This is a genomic window from uncultured Gelidibacter sp. (assembly GCF_947500795.1).
Lineage (GTDB): Bacteria > Bacteroidota > Bacteroidia > Flavobacteriales > Flavobacteriaceae > Gelidibacter.
The window spans coordinates 324,638-341,818 of sequence record NZ_CANMTE010000002.1 but is presented as its reverse complement, the minus strand read 5'-3'; the positions used below and the strand labels follow the sequence as shown (position 1 = coordinate 341,818).

The 17,181-nt window shown below is 38.9% G+C and carries 18 protein-coding genes; all 18 read left to right on the top strand.

What is annotated here, in order from left to right; all coding sequences use genetic code 11:
• Positions 1-26: 26 nt before the first annotated feature.
• The 18 genes from fabG to Q0947_RS06610 all read left to right on the top strand — a co-directional run bounded on the left by fabG (position 27) and on the right by Q0947_RS06610 (position 17,166).
• A complete protein-coding gene (gene fabG, locus Q0947_RS06695; RefSeq protein ID WP_299394045.1) occupies positions 27-767 on the top strand; it encodes a 3-oxoacyl-ACP reductase FabG in 741 nt (246 codons plus the stop codon).
• Between the two features lie 88 nt (positions 768-855).
• On the top strand, positions 856-1,740 hold the full coding sequence (locus Q0947_RS06690; RefSeq protein WP_299394040.1) for a lipid A biosynthesis acyltransferase: 885 nt from the start codon (positions 856-858) through the stop codon (positions 1,738-1,740).
• Entirely contained in the window at positions 1,727-2,164 is a 438-nt protein-coding gene (locus tag Q0947_RS06685; protein ID WP_299394035.1) for a hypothetical protein, read from the top strand. The genes Q0947_RS06690 and Q0947_RS06685 overlap by 14 nt, the downstream gene beginning before the upstream one ends.
• A 2-nt stretch (positions 2,165-2,166) precedes the next feature.
• Positions 2,167-2,616, top strand: a complete 450-nt coding sequence (locus tag Q0947_RS06680; protein WP_299394031.1) for an acyl-CoA thioesterase — start codon at positions 2,167-2,169, stop codon at positions 2,614-2,616.
• A gap of 7 nt (positions 2,617-2,623) precedes the next feature.
• The gene (locus Q0947_RS06675; RefSeq protein WP_366915493.1) at positions 2,624-3,754 is read left to right on the top strand and encodes a beta-ketoacyl synthase N-terminal-like domain-containing protein; all 1,131 of its coding nucleotides are present in this window, start codon (positions 2,624-2,626) and stop codon (positions 3,752-3,754) included.
• A gap of 7 nt (positions 3,755-3,761) precedes the next feature.
• Positions 3,762-4,823 (top strand): methyltransferase, encoded by a 1,062-nt coding sequence (locus Q0947_RS06670; RefSeq protein ID WP_299394021.1) that lies wholly within the window; start codon positions 3,762-3,764, stop codon positions 4,821-4,823.
• A 6-nt stretch (positions 4,824-4,829) separates the two neighbouring features.
• Complete coding sequence (locus tag Q0947_RS06665; RefSeq protein ID WP_299394016.1) at positions 4,830-5,447, top strand: 3-oxoacyl-ACP synthase; 618 nt, start codon at positions 4,830-4,832, stop codon at positions 5,445-5,447.
• Entirely contained in the window at positions 5,444-5,701 is a 258-nt protein-coding gene (locus Q0947_RS06660; protein ID WP_133756901.1) for a phosphopantetheine-binding protein, read from the top strand. Before Q0947_RS06665 ends, Q0947_RS06660 begins: the two co-directional genes overlap by 4 nt.
• Positions 5,702-5,711: 10 nt before the next feature.
• Positions 5,712-6,902, top strand: a complete 1,191-nt coding sequence (locus tag Q0947_RS06655; RefSeq protein WP_299394010.1) for a beta-ketoacyl-[acyl-carrier-protein] synthase family protein — start codon at positions 5,712-5,714, stop codon at positions 6,900-6,902.
• Positions 6,899-7,918 (top strand): beta-ketoacyl synthase chain length factor, encoded by a 1,020-nt coding sequence (locus Q0947_RS06650; RefSeq protein WP_299394006.1) that lies wholly within the window; start codon positions 6,899-6,901, stop codon positions 7,916-7,918. Before Q0947_RS06655 ends, Q0947_RS06650 begins: the two co-directional genes overlap by 4 nt.
• Positions 7,915-8,682 carry a polysaccharide deacetylase family protein gene (locus Q0947_RS06645; protein ID WP_299394002.1) on the top strand — a complete coding sequence of 256 codons (768 nt, stop codon included), beginning with the start codon at positions 7,915-7,917 and terminating at the stop codon, positions 8,680-8,682. Before Q0947_RS06650 ends, Q0947_RS06645 begins: the two co-directional genes overlap by 4 nt.
• Positions 8,672-9,307 carry an outer membrane lipoprotein carrier protein LolA gene (locus Q0947_RS06640; RefSeq protein WP_299393998.1) on the top strand — a complete coding sequence of 212 codons (636 nt, stop codon included), beginning with the start codon at positions 8,672-8,674 and terminating at the stop codon, positions 9,305-9,307. The genes Q0947_RS06645 and Q0947_RS06640 overlap by 11 nt, the downstream gene beginning before the upstream one ends.
• 27 nt (positions 9,308-9,334) lie before the next feature.
• A complete protein-coding gene (locus Q0947_RS06635; protein ID WP_299393994.1) occupies positions 9,335-9,706 on the top strand; it encodes a 3-hydroxyacyl-ACP dehydratase in 372 nt (123 codons plus the stop codon).
• Between the two features lie 15 nt (positions 9,707-9,721).
• Positions 9,722-10,921 (top strand): DUF2062 domain-containing protein, encoded by a 1,200-nt coding sequence (locus tag Q0947_RS06630; RefSeq protein ID WP_299393990.1) that lies wholly within the window; start codon positions 9,722-9,724, stop codon positions 10,919-10,921.
• Positions 10,914-13,340, top strand: coding sequence for an MMPL family transporter (locus tag Q0947_RS06625; protein ID WP_299393986.1), 2,427 nt, complete (start codon positions 10,914-10,916; stop codon positions 13,338-13,340). Before Q0947_RS06630 ends, Q0947_RS06625 begins: the two co-directional genes overlap by 8 nt.
• Entirely contained in the window at positions 13,327-14,211 is an 885-nt protein-coding gene (locus Q0947_RS06620) for a cupin-like domain-containing protein (protein ID WP_299393981.1), read from the top strand. The genes Q0947_RS06625 and Q0947_RS06620 overlap by 14 nt, the downstream gene beginning before the upstream one ends.
• The gene (locus Q0947_RS06615; RefSeq protein WP_299393977.1) at positions 14,204-15,880 is read left to right on the top strand and encodes a C45 family autoproteolytic acyltransferase/hydolase; all 1,677 of its coding nucleotides are present in this window, start codon (positions 14,204-14,206) and stop codon (positions 15,878-15,880) included. The genes Q0947_RS06620 and Q0947_RS06615 overlap by 8 nt, the downstream gene beginning before the upstream one ends.
• Positions 15,877-17,166, top strand: a complete 1,290-nt coding sequence (locus Q0947_RS06610) for an AMP-binding protein (RefSeq protein WP_299393972.1) — start codon at positions 15,877-15,879, stop codon at positions 17,164-17,166. Before Q0947_RS06615 ends, Q0947_RS06610 begins: the two co-directional genes overlap by 4 nt.
• The last annotated feature ends 15 nt before the right edge of the window (positions 17,167-17,181 follow it).

The window sequence follows — 17,181 nt, the reverse complement described above, 5'->3', positions numbered from 1 at the left end:
ATTCTGAATCAAAAAAAACTTAATCTATGTCTACATCAAAAAAATTCGCTCTGATTACCGGAGGCTCACGAGGCATCGGCAAAGCGATTTGCATTCAACTCGCCAAAGATTCAGAGTATGAGATTCTCATCAATTACAGCACCAATAAAGAAGCTGCGCTTCAAACCTTAAAGTCGGTGGAAGCCGCTGGAGGCTCTGGGCAAATCATCCAATTTGATGTGTCTAATTTCGAAAGTGTTCAAACGGCCTTAAATACCTGGCATGAACAGCAACCTGACGCCATTATTGAAGTGTTGGTAAATAACGCCGGCATCACTAAAGACGGACTATTTATGTGGATGAAACCTCAAGAATGGAATGACGTCATCAACACTAGTTTAAATGGTTTCTTCAACGTCACCAATCTACTTATCGAAAAAATGTTGCTAAACCGTTATGGTCGTATCATTAATATGGTGTCGATTTCTGGATTAAAAGGTGTTTCTGGTCAGACAAATTATTCGGCTGCAAAAGGCGCTGTCATTGCTGCAACAAAATCATTATCCCAAGAAGTTGCCAAACGTAACGTCACCGTAAACGCGGTGGCTCCCGGATTTATTAAAACTGATATGACGGAAGAATTAGATGAAGCATCTCTTAAAAAAATGATTCCTGCTAACAGGTTCGGAAAACCTGAAGAAGTGGCGCATTTGGTCGCTTTTCTGGCTTCAAAAAATGCATCCTACATTACAGGTGAAGTTATCGGAATTACTGGTGGTATTCACTAAACAATACTCGAATTTTAGAACCGAAAAATTCGCGTAAATTTGTCGCTTTATTAATGCGCTTACTTCAAGCCTAAACATCACAATTATAATGGCAGAATGGGATGGAAAATCGAGAGGCACAGTTTTCGGTTTTAAGGTGTTCATATTCTTTATAAAGAATTTCGGAATTAATGCCGCCTATGCATTAATGCACCTTCCTGTACCTTATTTCTGCTTATTTTCAGGGAAAAATGTGCGTGGTCTACGTTACTATTTCAGAAAACGATTGCACTATTCACGTTTTAAAACCATGATCAGCATTTATAAAACCTATTATACGTTTGGGCAGACTTTAATCGACAAAATAGCGATCTCCGCAGGCCTCAGAAACGATTATACCTACGAATTTGACGGCGAAGTTAAAATCGCTGAAGTACTTGCAATGAACAAAGGCGGCATCCTTATCAGTGCACATATTGGTAATTTTGAATTGGCGCAGTATTTTTTCAAGGAAAGATTATCCAAGGATTCTATAAGTATTGTCATTACAGATCAAGACCATCAAGAAATCAAGGACTATCTAGGGCAATATGTTAAAAAAGAGACACATTTTATTGTTGTAAAGGACGATTTATCGCATATTTTTGAAATTAATGCGGCATTAGCCAACAACAGAATTATATGCATTGCTGGAGATCGGTATATGGATAACACCAAATGTTTGGAGGAAACTCTATTGGGAAAAAAAGCAAAATTCCCCATAGGCCCTTTTTATTTGGCTAGCCGACTAAATGTTCCTGTCCTTTTTGTGTATGTGATGCGAGAACCGAAAAAACATTATCATTTATACGCCAAATGGATTGATTATAAGAAAGGCGATATGAACGACCTTTTGAAAAAATACGCCGAAAACGTAGAACAAATGGTTAAGAAATATCCGTTGCAATGGTTCAATTTTTATGATTTTTGGAACGATAAAAATGAAAACACCTAAAATTCCGATTACCGATTTAGAGGACATAAAAAAATTGCTTCCACATCGTGAACCCATGATTATGGTCGATTCACTTTTAGACTTTAGCGATGGAAAAGCGACCGCAGGTTTTACAATTTTAAAGAACAATCTATTCGTAGCGAATGATGAGTTTTCAGAAACCGGACTAATCGAACATATGGCGCAAGCCGCTGCCTTATACACCGGATTTAAAAATTTATCAGATAATCAACCTGTAAAAGAAGGTTTTATCGCCTCTATTAAAAAATTACACGTCCATTCATTACCCACCATAAATGAGATTTTAAAAACCGAAGTCACTATTGTCTACGATATGATGCATATGACGTCGGTAAAACTTTCTATCTTTAGTGCTAACATAGAAATTGCAAATGCCGAAATGAATCTCGTGCTCAAAGAATAAAAATGAGAAAGTCAGAAAAACAAGAGGTGCCTTCATTGAAAATTTCACATCAAATCCGAGTGCGGTTTAGTGAGGTCGATTCTTTAAATATTGTTTGGCATGGACACTACGTCAAGTATTTTGAAGAAGGCCGTGAAGCCTTTGGTAGGGCTTTTGACTTGACGTATCTGGATGTAAAAACGTATGGATATGCAACCCCTATTGTGAAAACAGTCTTAGAACACCACTTACCGTTACGTTATGGCGAAGTAGCGACCATTGAAACGACTTATGTCAATACGCGGGCGGCAAAATTGATGTTCACTTATTCAATTACAAACGAAAAAGGCAAGATAGTGTGCACCGGCGAAACCACTCAGGTGTTTACCAATTTTGAGGCGAATGATATGGCATTAAATCTGCCAGAATTTTATAAAAATTGGAAAGAAAAACACGGATTATTGCATGACTAAGTGCTATATGTCATACCATAATATTACGTCGTCATTAGGGTTTGACAGCGCGACCGTTTTTGAAAATCTCAAACAAGGCAAACGCGCCATTCAATTAGTTGACGATGCATCCCGTTTTTACAAACCATTTTTTGGAGCCGTCATCCCAACCGAAACCTTGAATTCTGCATTTCAAATTTTAGAACCTAACAAGGATTTCACCCGTTTAGAAAAGATGCTGCTGTTATCACTTTCTAAAACTATAAAAGCTTCAGGAATTGACCTCTCTGATCGTGTCGGACTTATTATTTCTACCACCAAAGGAAATATCGACGTGCTAAATACTCAGAGCCAATTTCCACAAGAACGTGCGTATCTGAGCGAATTAGGAAAAATAATCCAAAACTATTTCGGCTTTAAAAATGAAGCGATTGTAATTTCCAACGCTTGTGTTTCTGGCATTTTATCAATTGCGATTGCGAAACGCTACATTCAAGAAGGCATTTATGATCAAGTTTTCGTGGTTGCCGGAGACTTGGTTTCTGATTTTGTGATTTCTGGATTTAACTCGTTCCATGCCTTAAGTGACGCTCCCAGCAAACCTTATGATGCCAACCGCGTTGGTATTAATTTAGGCGAAGTGGCGGCCAGTGTATTGGTAACTTCAAATAAAAACAATCATTCTGAAGACACTGTGGAAATTTTGGGTGAAGCGAGTTGTAACGATGCTAATCATATTTCTGGACCGTCGCGCACTGGCGAAGGATTATACCGAAGTATAAAATCGGCGTTAGCGGAAGCAAACATCGATTCCCACACCATCGATTATATTTCAGCCCACGGCACAGCCACGTTATTTAATGATGAAATGGAAGCCATCGCCTTCAACAGATTAGGATTAGAGCATGCGCCATTAAATAGTTTAAAAGGCTATTTCGGTCATACTTTGGGTGCTTCTGGGTTATTGGAAACGATCATTGGTATGCAATCTTTACACCATAATACTTTAATTGCCTCTGCGGGATTTGAAACTTTGGGAGTCACCAAACCACTGAACATCATCAAAGAAACCGCATCAAAAGAATTACGAACATTTTTAAAAACCGCATCTGGATTTGGGGGCTGCAACACTGTGGCGCTCTTCAGAACATTAACATAACCCCTTTATGTCGAAAAAAGAACTTAGAGCCGCCGATGCTTTGCTGGAAGCACAAAAAATAGCCTTCGCCCCTTTTATATTCCAATCGTCAGTTACCTTAAAAAAACTGGGCGTTTTTGACCTGATTTTCGATAGTCGCCATAACGGAGGCGTTACTATTGACGCTATTTCTGAGCAACTTTCCATCAGTCGCTACGGTCTTGGTGTATTATTAGAATTTTCAGAAAGTGCGGGCGTAGTCAGTAAATCCGAAAATGGCATCTATGAACTTACCAAAACAGGCTATTTTTTAAATTACAGTAAAGATGTCAACGTCAACCTCAACTTTACGCACGACATTTGTTACAAAGGCTTGTTTCATCTCGATGAGGCTATCAAAACTGGAGAACCATCAGGCTTAAAAGAGTTGGGAGAATGGAAAACGATTTATGAAGGTCTTTCGCAATTAACGCCAAAAGAACAGCAATCTTGGTTTGAGTTTGACCATTTTTATTCGGATGGTATTTTTGAAGAGGCTTTAAAACGCGTGTTTAAAAATCAACCAAAACTTCTGTTCGATATTGGTGGAAATACCGGAAAGTTTGCCTTGCAATGTTTTAATTATGATGAAAATATCCAGGTGAAAATTATTGATTTGCCTGGACAATTGAATAAAGCTTTAAAAAATATTAATGATGCAGGTTTTGGAAACCGCATCAGCGGACAGGAAATGGACTGGTTAAAACCAAATCCTCAAATTCCAACGGGTGCGGATGTCATTTGGATGAGTCAATTTTTAGATTGTTTTTCTGAAGATGAAATCTTGACAATTCTATCCACTTGTGTCGCTTCTATGGATGCACACACAGAATTGATCATCATCGAAACTTTTACAGACCGTCAGGAATTCCCGATGTCAAAATTCATCCTAGAAGCCACCTCGCTATATTTTACAGTAATGGCCAACGGCAACAGCAAAATGTACCCTGCTACTGTATTTGAATCATTGATTGAAAAGGCTGGATTAACGATTAAAGAAGATTTAGCATTAGGCGAATATCATACGATGCTTGTCTGTAAAAAAAGTTAAGAATTTTTGGAACCAACCTTTCACATATCATCCTATTGCCACATTAAAAACAGCAGTGTTTTATTAGATGGGGAACCTCTGTATTCAAGTCCAAATCAGGAATTCTCAGCATTTATAAAAAGCGCTGCAAAACATGTGAAGACCAATTATCCCAAATTTTACAAAATGGATCATTTGAGTAAGTTGGCATTTCTGGCTGCAGATGTCCTTTTAAAAAACGCTGATTTATCTGCAGAGACTGAGCATAACATCGCAATAATATTATCAAACAGGGCGTCCAGTTTAGATACGGACAGGACGTACCAAGCATCCATCGCTGACCCTGAAAATTTTTTCCCAAGTCCATCCGTTTTCGTCTACACCTTGCCCAACATTTGTATGGGCGAAATTAGCATCAAACACCAACTTCATTCTGAAAATTGTTTTTTTATCTTTGACTCCTTTAATGCCGATCATTTATGGATTAACACACAGAGTCTTCTAAAGCGAAAAAAAGCCGAAAAAGTATTGTGTGGATGGGTCGATTTTGATGACAAAAATTATGAGGCTTTCTTATATTTGGTAGAAGAAAATGGTATTATTGCACATAGCCCTAACGAAATTAAGAGATTATACAAAACATGAACGAATTAAGACAAGAATTGAAAGAGAAGATCATAGAGCAATTGAATTTGGAAGAGTTCACAGTTGCTGATATTGCTGATGATGATGCACTTTTTGGGGATGGTTTAGGATTAGATTCCATCGATGCTTTAGAGTTAATTGTGATGTTAGATAAGGATTACGGTATTCAATTGACAGATCCAAAAGAAGGAAAAGAGATTTTTAAATCTGTGGCTGTATTGGCCGATTATATTACGGAGAAAAGAGCTAAATAAGACCAAAACTATGGGCGTTGCAATTACCGGAATGGGCATAATTTCTGCAATTGGTCATTCCGTTGTAGAGAGCAAGTCGTCTCTATTGGCTTCAAAAAGTGGCATTGCCACGCTCAAGCATATTCAAACCAAACATTCGGGCAACATTAAAGTTGGTGAAGTGTCGCTTTCAAACGCGGATTTAACCACTCAATTACAACTTCCCGAAGACCACAATTACACACGTACCGGCTTATTGGGACTTTTCGCGGCAAAAGCGGCGCTTAAAGATGCCAATATAAACGATGTTTCAAAATACCGCACAGGGTTCATCTCAGCCACTACTGTAGGCGGAATGGACATGACGGAACTTTATTTGAAACAATTTGCAACAGACCCTGAGGCACAAAAATACATTCAAAGTCACCACGCAGGAGATTCCACTCAAAAAATAGCGGATACGCTACATATCACCGAATTTGTAACCACAATCAGTACGGCATGTTCATCTGCCGCCAATGCCATTATGTTGGCTGCGCGATTGATTAAAGCAGGAAAATTGGATCGTGTAGTGGTAGGTGGCACGGATGCGTTATCAAAATTCACCATCAACGGTTTTAAAACATTAATGATTCAATCTGATGAACTTTGTGCGCCATTTGACGCTGACAGGAAAGGTTTAAATCTTGGTGAAGCCGCAGCATATTTGGTGTTAGAGTCTGATGAAGTGATTGCCAAAGAACAAAAAACCGTATTGGCCTATCTCTCTGGCTACGGCAATGCCAACGATGCGTTTCATCAAACCGCCTCTTCTGAAAATGGCGAAGGTGCATTTTTAGCGATGCAAAAAGCTTTAGAATTGGCGCAATTAAACCCTGAACACATCAATTATATCAACGCCCACGGCACTGCAACTCCAAATAATGATCTTTCTGAAAGCGTCGCCTTGCAGCGGGTATTTGGAAATAATGTGCCTGCTTTCAGTTCTACAAAATCATTTACCGGGCACACCTTGGCCGCGGCTGGCGTAGTGGAGGCCGTATTTTCAATCATTGCCTTACAAGAACAAACTATTTTTCCAAATCTGAATTTTAAGACGCCAATGCCTGAAACCGGATTACAACCCGTAACTTCAATGGTCAAAAAAGAGGTTCAGCATATCTTGTCCAATTCCTTTGGATTTGGTGGCAACTGTTCCACACTTATTTTTTCAAAGGCATGAAAAACGTATACCTCCATAGCGCCGTAAGTATTTCAGCTCAAAACACCTTTGCTGGTGATGGGTTTTTGGAAGATATGAAACCTATCTCAGGAAATACTGTGCCTGCGCAGTATCCCAATTATAAAGACTATATAGCACCTTCAGCCTCTCGACGTATGGCCACCGGCGTCAAAATGGGTGTTTCAGCTGCGAATAAGGCGCTCCAGAATGCACAATTAGAACAACCCGATGCAATCATCACCGGAACTGGTATGGGCTGTATTGAGGACACTGAAAAATTCTTAAATACCATAATTGGTAATGACGAAGAATTTTTAACACCGACCTCCTTTATTCAATCTACACACAACACGGTTGGTGCTCAAATTGCCCTGGGACTGAAATGTAAAGCTTATAATAATACCTATGTCCATGCCGCAGTCTCTTTTGAATCGGCGTTGATGGATGCACAATTACTTTTGCAACAAGAAGAAGCCAAACACATTTTAGTGGGTGGCGTTGATGAATTGGGCATCGAAATCATTACACATATGAGACATATGGAAGATGCCAATTCTAATGGCATTCAGGTGCCGTTTGGAGAGGGCGCATCGTTTTTTGTAGTATCTTCTGAAGCAAAATCAAATGCTATTCAATTAGTAGATATGGACCTATGCAGTACCGCTTCGGAAAACACAATACAACTGAAGTTGAACGACTTTCTAAATAAAAATCTGGTTCAAGCTTCTGATATTGACGTATTGATTGCCGGTAGAAATGGTGATAATTTTGATTCCTATTACGACAGTGTCTCTACTTTAGTTGAAAACGTTACCGAACTTCATTATAAACATTTGATTGGGGAATTTTATACAGCATCATCATTTAGCTTGTGGACCGCGTATGAAATTCTAAATCGTCAGGCCCTACCAAAATCTTTAATTTTTAAAGGCGAGGCGAAATCTAACATCAATTACATTTTACTTTACAACCAATTTAAAGGACGCGACCATAGTTTTATCTTATTAAAACGATGAAAAACTTCAAAATCACCAGCTTCGTCACCATAAGTCTGTTTTTACTTTTGGTCATTCTCGATACAACGGTCGGGATTGCATTGTGGTGGTATATAGTGCTATTAATCCTTTGGTTTACGATAATGGCCTTAGGGAGTTTTAATATGAGCTGGGGATTTTATTTGAAGGCGTTCACTTCAAATCCAACGATTACCCAAAAAAAAATCGCCATTACTTTTGATGATGGTCCAAACCCGGAATTCACTCTTAAAGTGTTGGATATTCTGAAACAGTATAACGCCAAAGCAACCTTTTTCTGCATCGGCGAAAATGTTGAAAGGTATCCAGAAATTTTCAAAGCCATCGTTGCACAAGGGCACGCTATTGGCAATCATTCATTTTCACACGAACTGATGATCGATTTTAACTCGACAGAAAATTGGCTCGACGAAATCAAACAAACCGAGAATGCCATTCATAAAATAACCAGTAAGAAAACGACACTCTTCCGTCCGCCATTTGGTGTTACCACGCCCAAGCTAGCACAAGCATTAGCAGTTACTGAACATCAAGTGATTGGTTGGAGCATTCGGTCCTTCGATACGGTCATAAAAAATCCTGAGCGCATCATTAAGCACATTACAAAACAGCTCAAACCAGGCGCGGTTATTTTGTTACATGACAAACAATCCAACGTCTTGCCTGTTTTGGAACATTTATTGCAAGTTCTTCAAAAACAAGATTATCAAGCGGTCACTATAAATGAACTTCTCAATGAAAACTAAACAGTATATATTCACTTTAGCTCTAACCTTTTTGTTTGCTCTGAGTGGGATGTCGCAAACTAAATTGTCAGCATCTGAACAAAAAGAATTCAAAACAAAGGTTCAAAATACAGCGAAAAACACCCAAACCATTGTAAGCGATTTTACGCAAACCAAACACTTAAGTGTGATGGACAATGCCATTTCATCTGAAGGGAAATTGGTATTTAAAGCACCAAATTTGGTGAAATGGGAATATGTCAAACCTTATAAAAATAGCGCTATCTTTAAAGATGATCAACTCTTGGTGACCAATGAAGGTAAAAAAGATAAGATCGATTTGAGTACCAATAAAATTTTTAAAAGTTTAAACACACTCATTGTCAACAGTATTAAAGGTGACATGTTTGACGAGACGCAGTTTGATCTGGCTTATTTTGAAATTAGCGAAGGATATTTGGTGAAATTCATTCCGAAAGACAAACGTATGAAAAAGTTTATGGCCTCTTTTGAACTTAAATTTTCTAAGTCGAATGCAGAGGTACAAGAAGTAAAATTGATTGAACCAAATGAGGATTACACGTTGATTACTTTCGTTAACCGTAAAGTAAATGCGGCAGTCTCTGAGAATGCTTTTATAAATTAAAAAATGACGTGACGGTCTAAAAACGCTATGCTTTTACAACATTTTTACACTATCGTCTCATCTGAATTGAATGAAGCACAGTCTTTTGAAACAACGGTGACAATTCAAAAAGAGCATCCGGTTTTTGAAGGCCACTTCCCTAATTTCCCTGTAACTCCTGGCGTTGCGATGCTTCAAATCATCAAAGAACTCACGGAAAATCACCTGCAGCAGACCTTATTTTTAGAATCCGCATCCAATGTTAAGTTTTTAACCATGGTTGACCCCAATGTCAATACCAATTTGAAATTCAATATTGTTATTCAGGAAGATGGAAAATATGTGAAGATAAAAAATAACACTTCTTTTAACGACGGAACGCCTGTTTTGAAATGTAATGTTACCTTTGTGAAACGTTAACTACGCTCCTGTTCAATGACGCTTTCAGACATTTCATCCAAACTAAATTCTTATCGCTGTTGTGTGGTCTTACCCACCTATAACAATGAGAAAACTTTAGAACGGGTGATTACTGGCGTTTTAGATTACACCAAGGATGTTATTATTGTCAACGACGGCTCCACGGATGGAACTGCTGACATTTTACAAAAGTTTCCGCAAACAATCCAATTGCATTTACCTAAAAATGCAGGAAAAGGTAATGCCTTAAAAACCGGGTTCAATCATGCTGTTCAATTGGGTTTTGAATATGCCATCACTTTGGATACTGATGGCCAACATTTTCCTTCAGATATTCCCAATTTTGTTACCGAACTCGATACTTCAGACCATAAAAAGATCTTAATTATTGGCGACCGTAACATGAATAATGCGGATGTTTTGGCAACAAGTGCAAAAGGCAATCGCGTGTCAACCTTTTGGATGAAAGCGGCTACAGGCTTGAAACTTCAGGATTCGCAGTCCGGATTTCGACTGTATCCAATAAAAGAAATGGCCTCCATACGATTCATGAAGGCGACCAAAAAATTCGAATTTGAAATCGAGGCTATTGTCAAATCTTATTGGGCAGGCATTGACATCGTTCACGTGCCTATCAAAATTTTATACGACCTAAACGAGCGTGTTTCCCACTTCAGACCGTTTAAGGACATTGCTAGGATGGTAGTACTGTACACTTGGTTTTTACTTGTAAGATTATTCTACATTACTCCCAGAAATCTTTTTAGAAAACTAAAAAAAAAAGGACTAAAACGATTCTTCCTTGAAGATTTTTTAAGACATCAGGATTCGCCTAAAAAGAAAGCATTATCAATTGCATTAGGCGTCTTTTTAGGATTATCGCCACTGTGGGGCTTTCATACGGTCATTGTTATTTTCTTGGCCATTTTACTCCGTCTTAATAAAGTAATCGCATTTGCATTCTCAAATATTAGTTTTCCCCCATTCATCCCCTTGGTGCTTTTATTGAGTTTACAAGTGGGGAATTGGGTATTAGGCATTGAATCCCACTTCACATTGGAGGGTATACAAGAGAATTTTGATTTGATGCAACATTTTGAAGCCTATCTTGTGGGCAGCATTGTCCTATCCACAACCTCTGCGGCCGTCTTTGGCATGTTAGGATATCTGTTTTTCTTAATCATTGATCGCAAAAACGTACTGACCCATGGCTAAATGGTTTTATAAACTCTACAACAGTATTCAAAGTCATAAAGCTGTCTTTGTGATTACGCTATGCCTTGTTTTTGGAGCGCTTGTTTGGATGGCTTCTACACTGAAATTTGATGAAGACATCTCCAAGTTAATTCCAACTACTTCGGAAAATGAACAACTCCAAAAAGTATTGAACACTGTTCAGTTCGCAGACAAAATCATCGTCAATATTGAACGGGAAGACCATGGCTCTACCGAAGATTTAACCGATTACGCGACCGAGTTTTTAGATTCACTGTCTAAGCGTTCAAGTGACTACGTTAAAGACGTTCAAGGCAACATAGAAGACGAAACCATTTTTGAAACCTTAGATTTTGTTTACACTAACGCACCGCTCTTTTTAAAGGAGGCCGATTATCAACAACTCGCAAACAAATTACATCCAGATTCTATTGCGAAAATCACCGAGGGTAATTACAAAACATTGATTTCACCTTCTGGGATTGTCGCCAAAAAAACGATTATAAAAGATCCACTGGGAATTTCTCTGATGGGCATCAAACATTTGGAACAACTCGGAATCTCTGACGAATTCACACTTAAAGATGGCTTTCTGGTCAGTAAGGATGAACAGCACATTTTGCTATTTATTAACCCAAAATATCCGAGCAGTAATACTAACGAAAACAGTGTTTTTTCAGAGCAACTTTACCAACTTCAAGAGGAATTAAATAACGCCTATTCCGGCAAGGTAAAAAGCTCCTATTTTGGCGGAACGCTGATTGCGGTGGCCAACGCAAAACAAATTAAAAGCGACATTCAACTGACAGTTTCAATTGCAATGGTATTGCTCATGGCGGTTTTTATCGTTTTTTATAAGAAGCTGACCATCCCAATCATTTTGTTTGTGCCTACCATTTTTGGTGGTTTATTGGCGATTGCGACATTATCCGTCATTCGCACAGAGATTTCTGCCATTTCATTGGGAATTGGAGCAGTGCTTTTGGGTGTCACGCTCGATTATTCGCTGCACATCCTCACCCATATTCGAAACAATGAAACCGTCAAGGAACTGTTTGACGGCGTTTCAAAACCAATTTTAATGAGCAGTTTAACCACCGCTTTGGCGTTTTTATGTCTGTTGTTTGTCGATTCGCAAGCCCTACAGGATTTAGGAATTTTTGCCGCAATTAGTGTGATTGGCGCTTCGGTTTTTGCACTCATTTTTATTCCGCAAGCTTATAAGGGCAGTTCTAAAGCGGATTCAAAGTCAACAATTTTAGACCGCATGGCGGCGTATGACTTTCATAAAAACAAACTGGTCATCGGCGGGATTGCAGCACTACTGCTATTAAGCGCCTTTACCTTCCATCGCGTGGCATTCAATAAAGATATTTCCAACCTAAATTTTCAACCGGAACGTATCAAATCTGCGGAAGCAGCATTGGACAAACTCATCAACATCTCCTCAAAATCCTTGTATGTCGTCGCGTTTGGCACCGATGAACAACACGTATTGGAAACTAATGATGGTGTTTTTAAAATACTTCAAGAACTGGAGCAACAGCAAAAGCTGATCAGTTACAATTCAGTGGGTGTGTTGGTGGCATCTGATAAAACCCAGCAGGATCATATTGCAACTTGGAATCACTTTTGGACGGCTGACCTCAAGCAAAAAACCCAAGATGAGTTGATTACAAACGGTACGAATTTCGGATTTAAACCAACAACCTTTCAAGAGTTTTATAAACTTTTATATCATGACTTTCAGCCGCTTAGCATCGAAGCCTACAAAACCATGAATGTAATTCCCATCGACGATTTTATCGCGCGAGATGGGGATTTTATGACCATTTCCTCAGTCATAAATGTTGAAAACAGCACGATTCAACACGTAAAAGACGCCTTTAAAAATTCCAAAAACACCCTGGTAATCGATCGTCAAGCCATTAATGAAACCCTGTTGGGGCATCTCAAAAACGATTTTAATAAGCTCTTAGGCTATTGTTTAATCGCAGTGGTGCTACTATTATTACTGTTCTATAAAAATCTGAGGTTAACACTGGTTACCGTCATTCCAATCATCATCACTTGGGTGGTCACTATCGGGATTATGGGTCTGTTCCATTTGGAATTCAATATTTTTAACATCATCATTTCCACCTTTATCTTTGGATTGGGTGTAGATTACAGTATTTTTATGACCAACGGCATGAGATCAGGAGTCGCATCAATGACCACGCATAAAACCTCCATCATTTTATCGGTTTTGACCACAATTTTGGGCGTTGGCGTCTTAATTTTTGCGAAACATCCGGCCTTGCATTCGTTGGCGAGTATATCTATTATTGGGATACTGTCAGCAATGTTCATTACGTTTACGATTCAGCCCTTGCTATATAAATTTCTTATTTTAAAACCGAAAAATGGGAACGATTAAAACCACACCAATCACCAGAGTAAAATCCATCACTAAAGAAGATTTTATTGAGCACTATTTTAAGCCTCAAAAGCCTGTCTTAATTGAAGATCTAACTAAAGAATGGCCTGCTTACGAAAAATGGAATTTGGATTATATTCAAAGTTTGGCGGGAGATCAGATTGTGCCGTTGTACAATAATGAGCCTACCAAAGGACGACAAAACTCGGTGGTTCCCGCTAAAAAAATGAAGTTGGTGGATTATATCGAAATTCTAAAAACGCAGCCTACGGATTTGCGCATGTTTTTCTTTAACGTGCTTCAGAAAATGCCGGTGTTGTTGAACGATTTCAGTTATCCTGACATTGGTTTAAAGTTCTTCAAGAAATTACCAGTGATGTTTTTTGGAGGCAAAGGCTCTAAGGTATTGGCTCATTATGATATGGATTTGGCCGATTTGGTGCATTTTCATTTCCACGGTCATAAGCAAGTCACCCTTTTTGCGCCAGACCAAGCCAAGCATCTCTATAAAGTGCCTTTTACCGTCCACAATCTGGAAACGATTGATATGGACAATCCGGATTTTGAAAAATACCCGGCGCTGCAATTGGCAGAAGGCATTTCGGTAGACATGAAACACGGTGACGCCTTGTATATGCCAAGCGGTTATTGGCATTATATTACCTATTTAGATGGCGGATTTTCAATTACCCTTCGCGCTTTTCCAAGAAAAGTAGGCCGTTTGGCCAAACTCTTCAAAAACATCGTCTTTATGCGAACTTTTGAAAATGTGATGCGCCGCACCGTCGGTCAAGGTTGGGTAGATTATAAAGAAGAGCAGATGGTTAAACGCATGAACAAAAATTACAAGAAAAAATATTCAGATGCCTAGGCATCCTTTCATACAATTTCTTTTCTGCGGCTTAGTCACGCTGTTTTTCACGTCCTGTGGCATTCGGAAATCGCTCAACAATCTTCCCGATGTGAGCAGCTACAACGCCTCTATTCCCGAGCGCAGTAAAATCAATGATTCTACTTATGTTGTTGGCAACAGTTTTCTGACCAAAAACACCCAAGGCCTTTGGGAACTTTATGTGGAAGGCGATGCACTGGAACGCGGACTCATTTCCGGGCGTTTATCCGAAGAAATTATTTATAAGCAAGAAGGTGTTTTTTTAGATAAAATCGAAAGTATGGTGCCTTCTGAAGGCCAGCAGAAATTCTTAAAAAAGTTTCTCTCTTGGTACAATCGCAAAATGTACCAGCACGTACCGGAAGAATTTAAAGCGGAGATTTATGGCATTTCAAGATATATGTCTGCCGATTTTGATGCCATTGCCACCCCGTATTTAAGAGCTTTATACCTGCACGGCGCCCACGATATCGGCCATGCGTTGCAAGATTTAGCCTTGGTAGGTTGCACCTCATTTGCCGCTTGGGATGAAAAAACCGAGGACGGTCAATTGTTAATAGGTAGAAACTTCGATTTTTATGCCGGTGATAAGTTTGCTGAAGACAAAGTAGTGTCGTTTATCAATCCTGACCACGGTTATAAATTCATGTCTATATCCTGGAGCGGCTTTATTGGGGTGGTTTCGGGGATGAATGAAAAAGGATTGACCGTAACCTTAAATGCTGGAAAATCTAAAATTCCGTTAGTTGCAAAAACACCAATTTCTATTGTGACGCGTGAAATTTTACAATATGCTTCTACCATTGACGAAGCGATTGCCATTGCAAAAAAACGTGAGGTGTTCGTATCTGAAGCCATTATGGTGGGCAGCGCAATTGATCAAAAAGCAGTGTTGATTGAAGTGTCGCCTAAAAACTTTGGGGTGTACGAGGTGGAAAATTCTGATGAATTAATATGTTCCAATCATTTTCAAAGTGATGCCTATAAAAAAGACCGTCGCAATAAAAAAACCATCCAAAATAGCCATTCACAATACCGCTACGATAGAATGCAACAATTATTGGAGGAAAAGGATAAAATGACGCCTAAAAAAGCCGTTTCAGTACTACGAAATAAAGATGGATTAGATGATAAAGCTATCGGATTCGGTAATGAAAAAGCGTTAAATCAACTGTTGGCTCACCACGGTATCGTGTTTAAACCCGAAGAACTTAAAGTGTGGGTATCTGCAAATCCGTATCAATTGGGTGAGTTTGTAGCGTATGATTTGAATACTGTTTTTGAAAATAGAGACGGTAATCCTTCCACAGTAACGGTGTCCAATGCTGCATTCAATATTCCTAAAGACCCGTTTTTGGAAACCGAAGCCTATAAAAATTACGAAATGTATCGCATTTTAGAACGAAAGGTAGAACATAGCTTGAAGGAAAAAGAAACACTCGATGACACCGAACTTCAAAAGTTGTCAGAATTAAATCCAAATTATTGGAAAGCCTATTATCTTGCAGGACGTTATCATTATCAGCATAAAAATTTTACAATCGCACTGAAAAATTTTGAAAACGCATCCACTAAGGAAATCACTACACTTCCGGACGCAGAGCAGGTGTCAAAATATATTAAAAAATCAAAACGAAAACTCAAATGATTCCTGAAATAGAAACCAAATCTGCCGCTGAAATAAAAGCCTTTCAGGAAACTCAATTGCAGCTGACGTTGGAGTATCTGTCCAAAAATTCCCCTTTTTACAAGCGGCATTTTGAAACACATCAACTCTCCATTTCCGAGATTCAGACCCTTGAGGATTTAACAAAGATTCCCGTCACCACAAAAGATGATTTACAACAATTTAATGACGATTTTATCTGCGTTCCAAAATCTAAAATCATTGACTATGTCACCACTTCAGGTACTTTAGGTGATCCGGTAACCTACGTTTTGACTGACGCCGATTTAGAGCGTTTGGCCTATAATGAGGCCATTTCATTCGCTTGTGCGGGTGTAAATTCAGACGATACGTTACAGTTAATGACGACGATGGACCGTCGTTTTATGGCGGGTTTGGCTTACTTTTTAGGCGTCCGTAAATTGGGTGCCGGAATTATAAGAGTAGGCGCTGGAATTCCTGAATTGCAATGGGATTCTATCATAAAATTTCAACCCACGTACCTCATCGTCGTCCCATCGTTTTTATTGAAAATGATTGAATATGCACAGCAACACGATATCGATTTAAATATATCAGGAATTAAAGGCGCCATTTGTATAGGAGAAGCCATCCGGAATGAAGATTTCACTTTAAATACCTTGGGTAAAAAAATTACCGCCCATTGGAACATCGAGTTGTTTTCTACCTATGCCTCTACTGAAATGAGTACGGCCTTTACGGAATGTAGCTCACAACAAGGTGGCCATTTACACCCTGAACTCATTATTGCCGAACTTTTGGATGAGCATAACAATCCTGTAAAAGAAGGTGAAACAGGTGAATTAACCATTACCACTTTGGGCGTTGAAGCGATGCCGCTTTTGCGTTTCAAAACTGGCGATATGATGACAGCCCACCATGACCCATGTAAGTGTGGCCGTAATACGCTAAGACTCGGACCAATTGCAGGTCGAAAAAAGCAGATGATTAAGTATAAAGGCACCACACTATATCCGCCAGCCATGCAAAATGTGCTGAATAATTTTAATGAGTTGGAGAGTTTTGTTATTGAAATCAGTCACAATGCCATTGGCACTGATGAAATTTTAATTAAAATAGCTTCACATGCACCATCTGAACAACTCTTAGGTCAAATTAAGGACCATTTCAGAGCCAAACTAAGGGTAACTCCAAAATTGGAATGGTGCGATAGAAAAGAGATTGACGCCTTACGTTTTCCTAAATTAAGCCGAAAACCAATCCTAGTTATCGACAAACGAAAATAATACCGTAATTTTAAA

What these genes read in the sequence shown, in the direction of transcription:
- fabG (WP_299394045.1), top strand. Translation starts at nt 27, where the DNA reads ATGTCTACATCAAAAAAATTCGCTCTGATTACCGGAGGCTCACGAGGC.
- Q0947_RS06690 (WP_299394040.1), top strand. Translation starts at nt 856, where the DNA reads ATGGCAGAATGGGATGGAAAATCGAGAGGCACAGTTTTCGGTTTTAAG.
- Q0947_RS06685 (WP_299394035.1), top strand. Translation starts at nt 1,727, where the DNA reads ATGAAAACACCTAAAATTCCGATTACCGATTTAGAGGACATAAAAAAA.
- Q0947_RS06680 (WP_299394031.1), top strand. Translation starts at nt 2,167, where the DNA reads ATGAGAAAGTCAGAAAAACAAGAGGTGCCTTCATTGAAAATTTCACAT.
- Q0947_RS06675 (WP_366915493.1), top strand. Translation starts at nt 2,624, where the DNA reads ATGTCATACCATAATATTACGTCGTCATTAGGGTTTGACAGCGCGACC.
- Q0947_RS06670 (WP_299394021.1), top strand. Translation starts at nt 3,762, where the DNA reads ATGTCGAAAAAAGAACTTAGAGCCGCCGATGCTTTGCTGGAAGCACAA.
- Q0947_RS06660 (WP_133756901.1), top strand. Translation starts at nt 5,444, where the DNA reads ATGAACGAATTAAGACAAGAATTGAAAGAGAAGATCATAGAGCAATTG.
- Q0947_RS06655 (WP_299394010.1), top strand. Translation starts at nt 5,712, where the DNA reads ATGGGCGTTGCAATTACCGGAATGGGCATAATTTCTGCAATTGGTCAT.
- Q0947_RS06650 (WP_299394006.1), top strand. Translation starts at nt 6,899, where the DNA reads ATGAAAAACGTATACCTCCATAGCGCCGTAAGTATTTCAGCTCAAAAC.
- Q0947_RS06645 (WP_299394002.1), top strand. Translation starts at nt 7,915, where the DNA reads ATGAAAAACTTCAAAATCACCAGCTTCGTCACCATAAGTCTGTTTTTA.
- Q0947_RS06640 (WP_299393998.1), top strand. Translation starts at nt 8,672, where the DNA reads ATGAAAACTAAACAGTATATATTCACTTTAGCTCTAACCTTTTTGTTT.
- Q0947_RS06635 (WP_299393994.1), top strand. Translation starts at nt 9,335, where the DNA reads ATGCTTTTACAACATTTTTACACTATCGTCTCATCTGAATTGAATGAA.
- Q0947_RS06630 (WP_299393990.1), top strand. Translation starts at nt 9,722, where the DNA reads ATGACGCTTTCAGACATTTCATCCAAACTAAATTCTTATCGCTGTTGT.
- Q0947_RS06625 (WP_299393986.1), top strand. Translation starts at nt 10,914, where the DNA reads ATGGCTAAATGGTTTTATAAACTCTACAACAGTATTCAAAGTCATAAA.
- Q0947_RS06620 (WP_299393981.1), top strand. Translation starts at nt 13,327, where the DNA reads ATGGGAACGATTAAAACCACACCAATCACCAGAGTAAAATCCATCACT.
- Q0947_RS06615 (WP_299393977.1), top strand. Translation starts at nt 14,204, where the DNA reads ATGCCTAGGCATCCTTTCATACAATTTCTTTTCTGCGGCTTAGTCACG.
- Q0947_RS06610 (WP_299393972.1), top strand. Translation starts at nt 15,877, where the DNA reads ATGATTCCTGAAATAGAAACCAAATCTGCCGCTGAAATAAAAGCCTTT.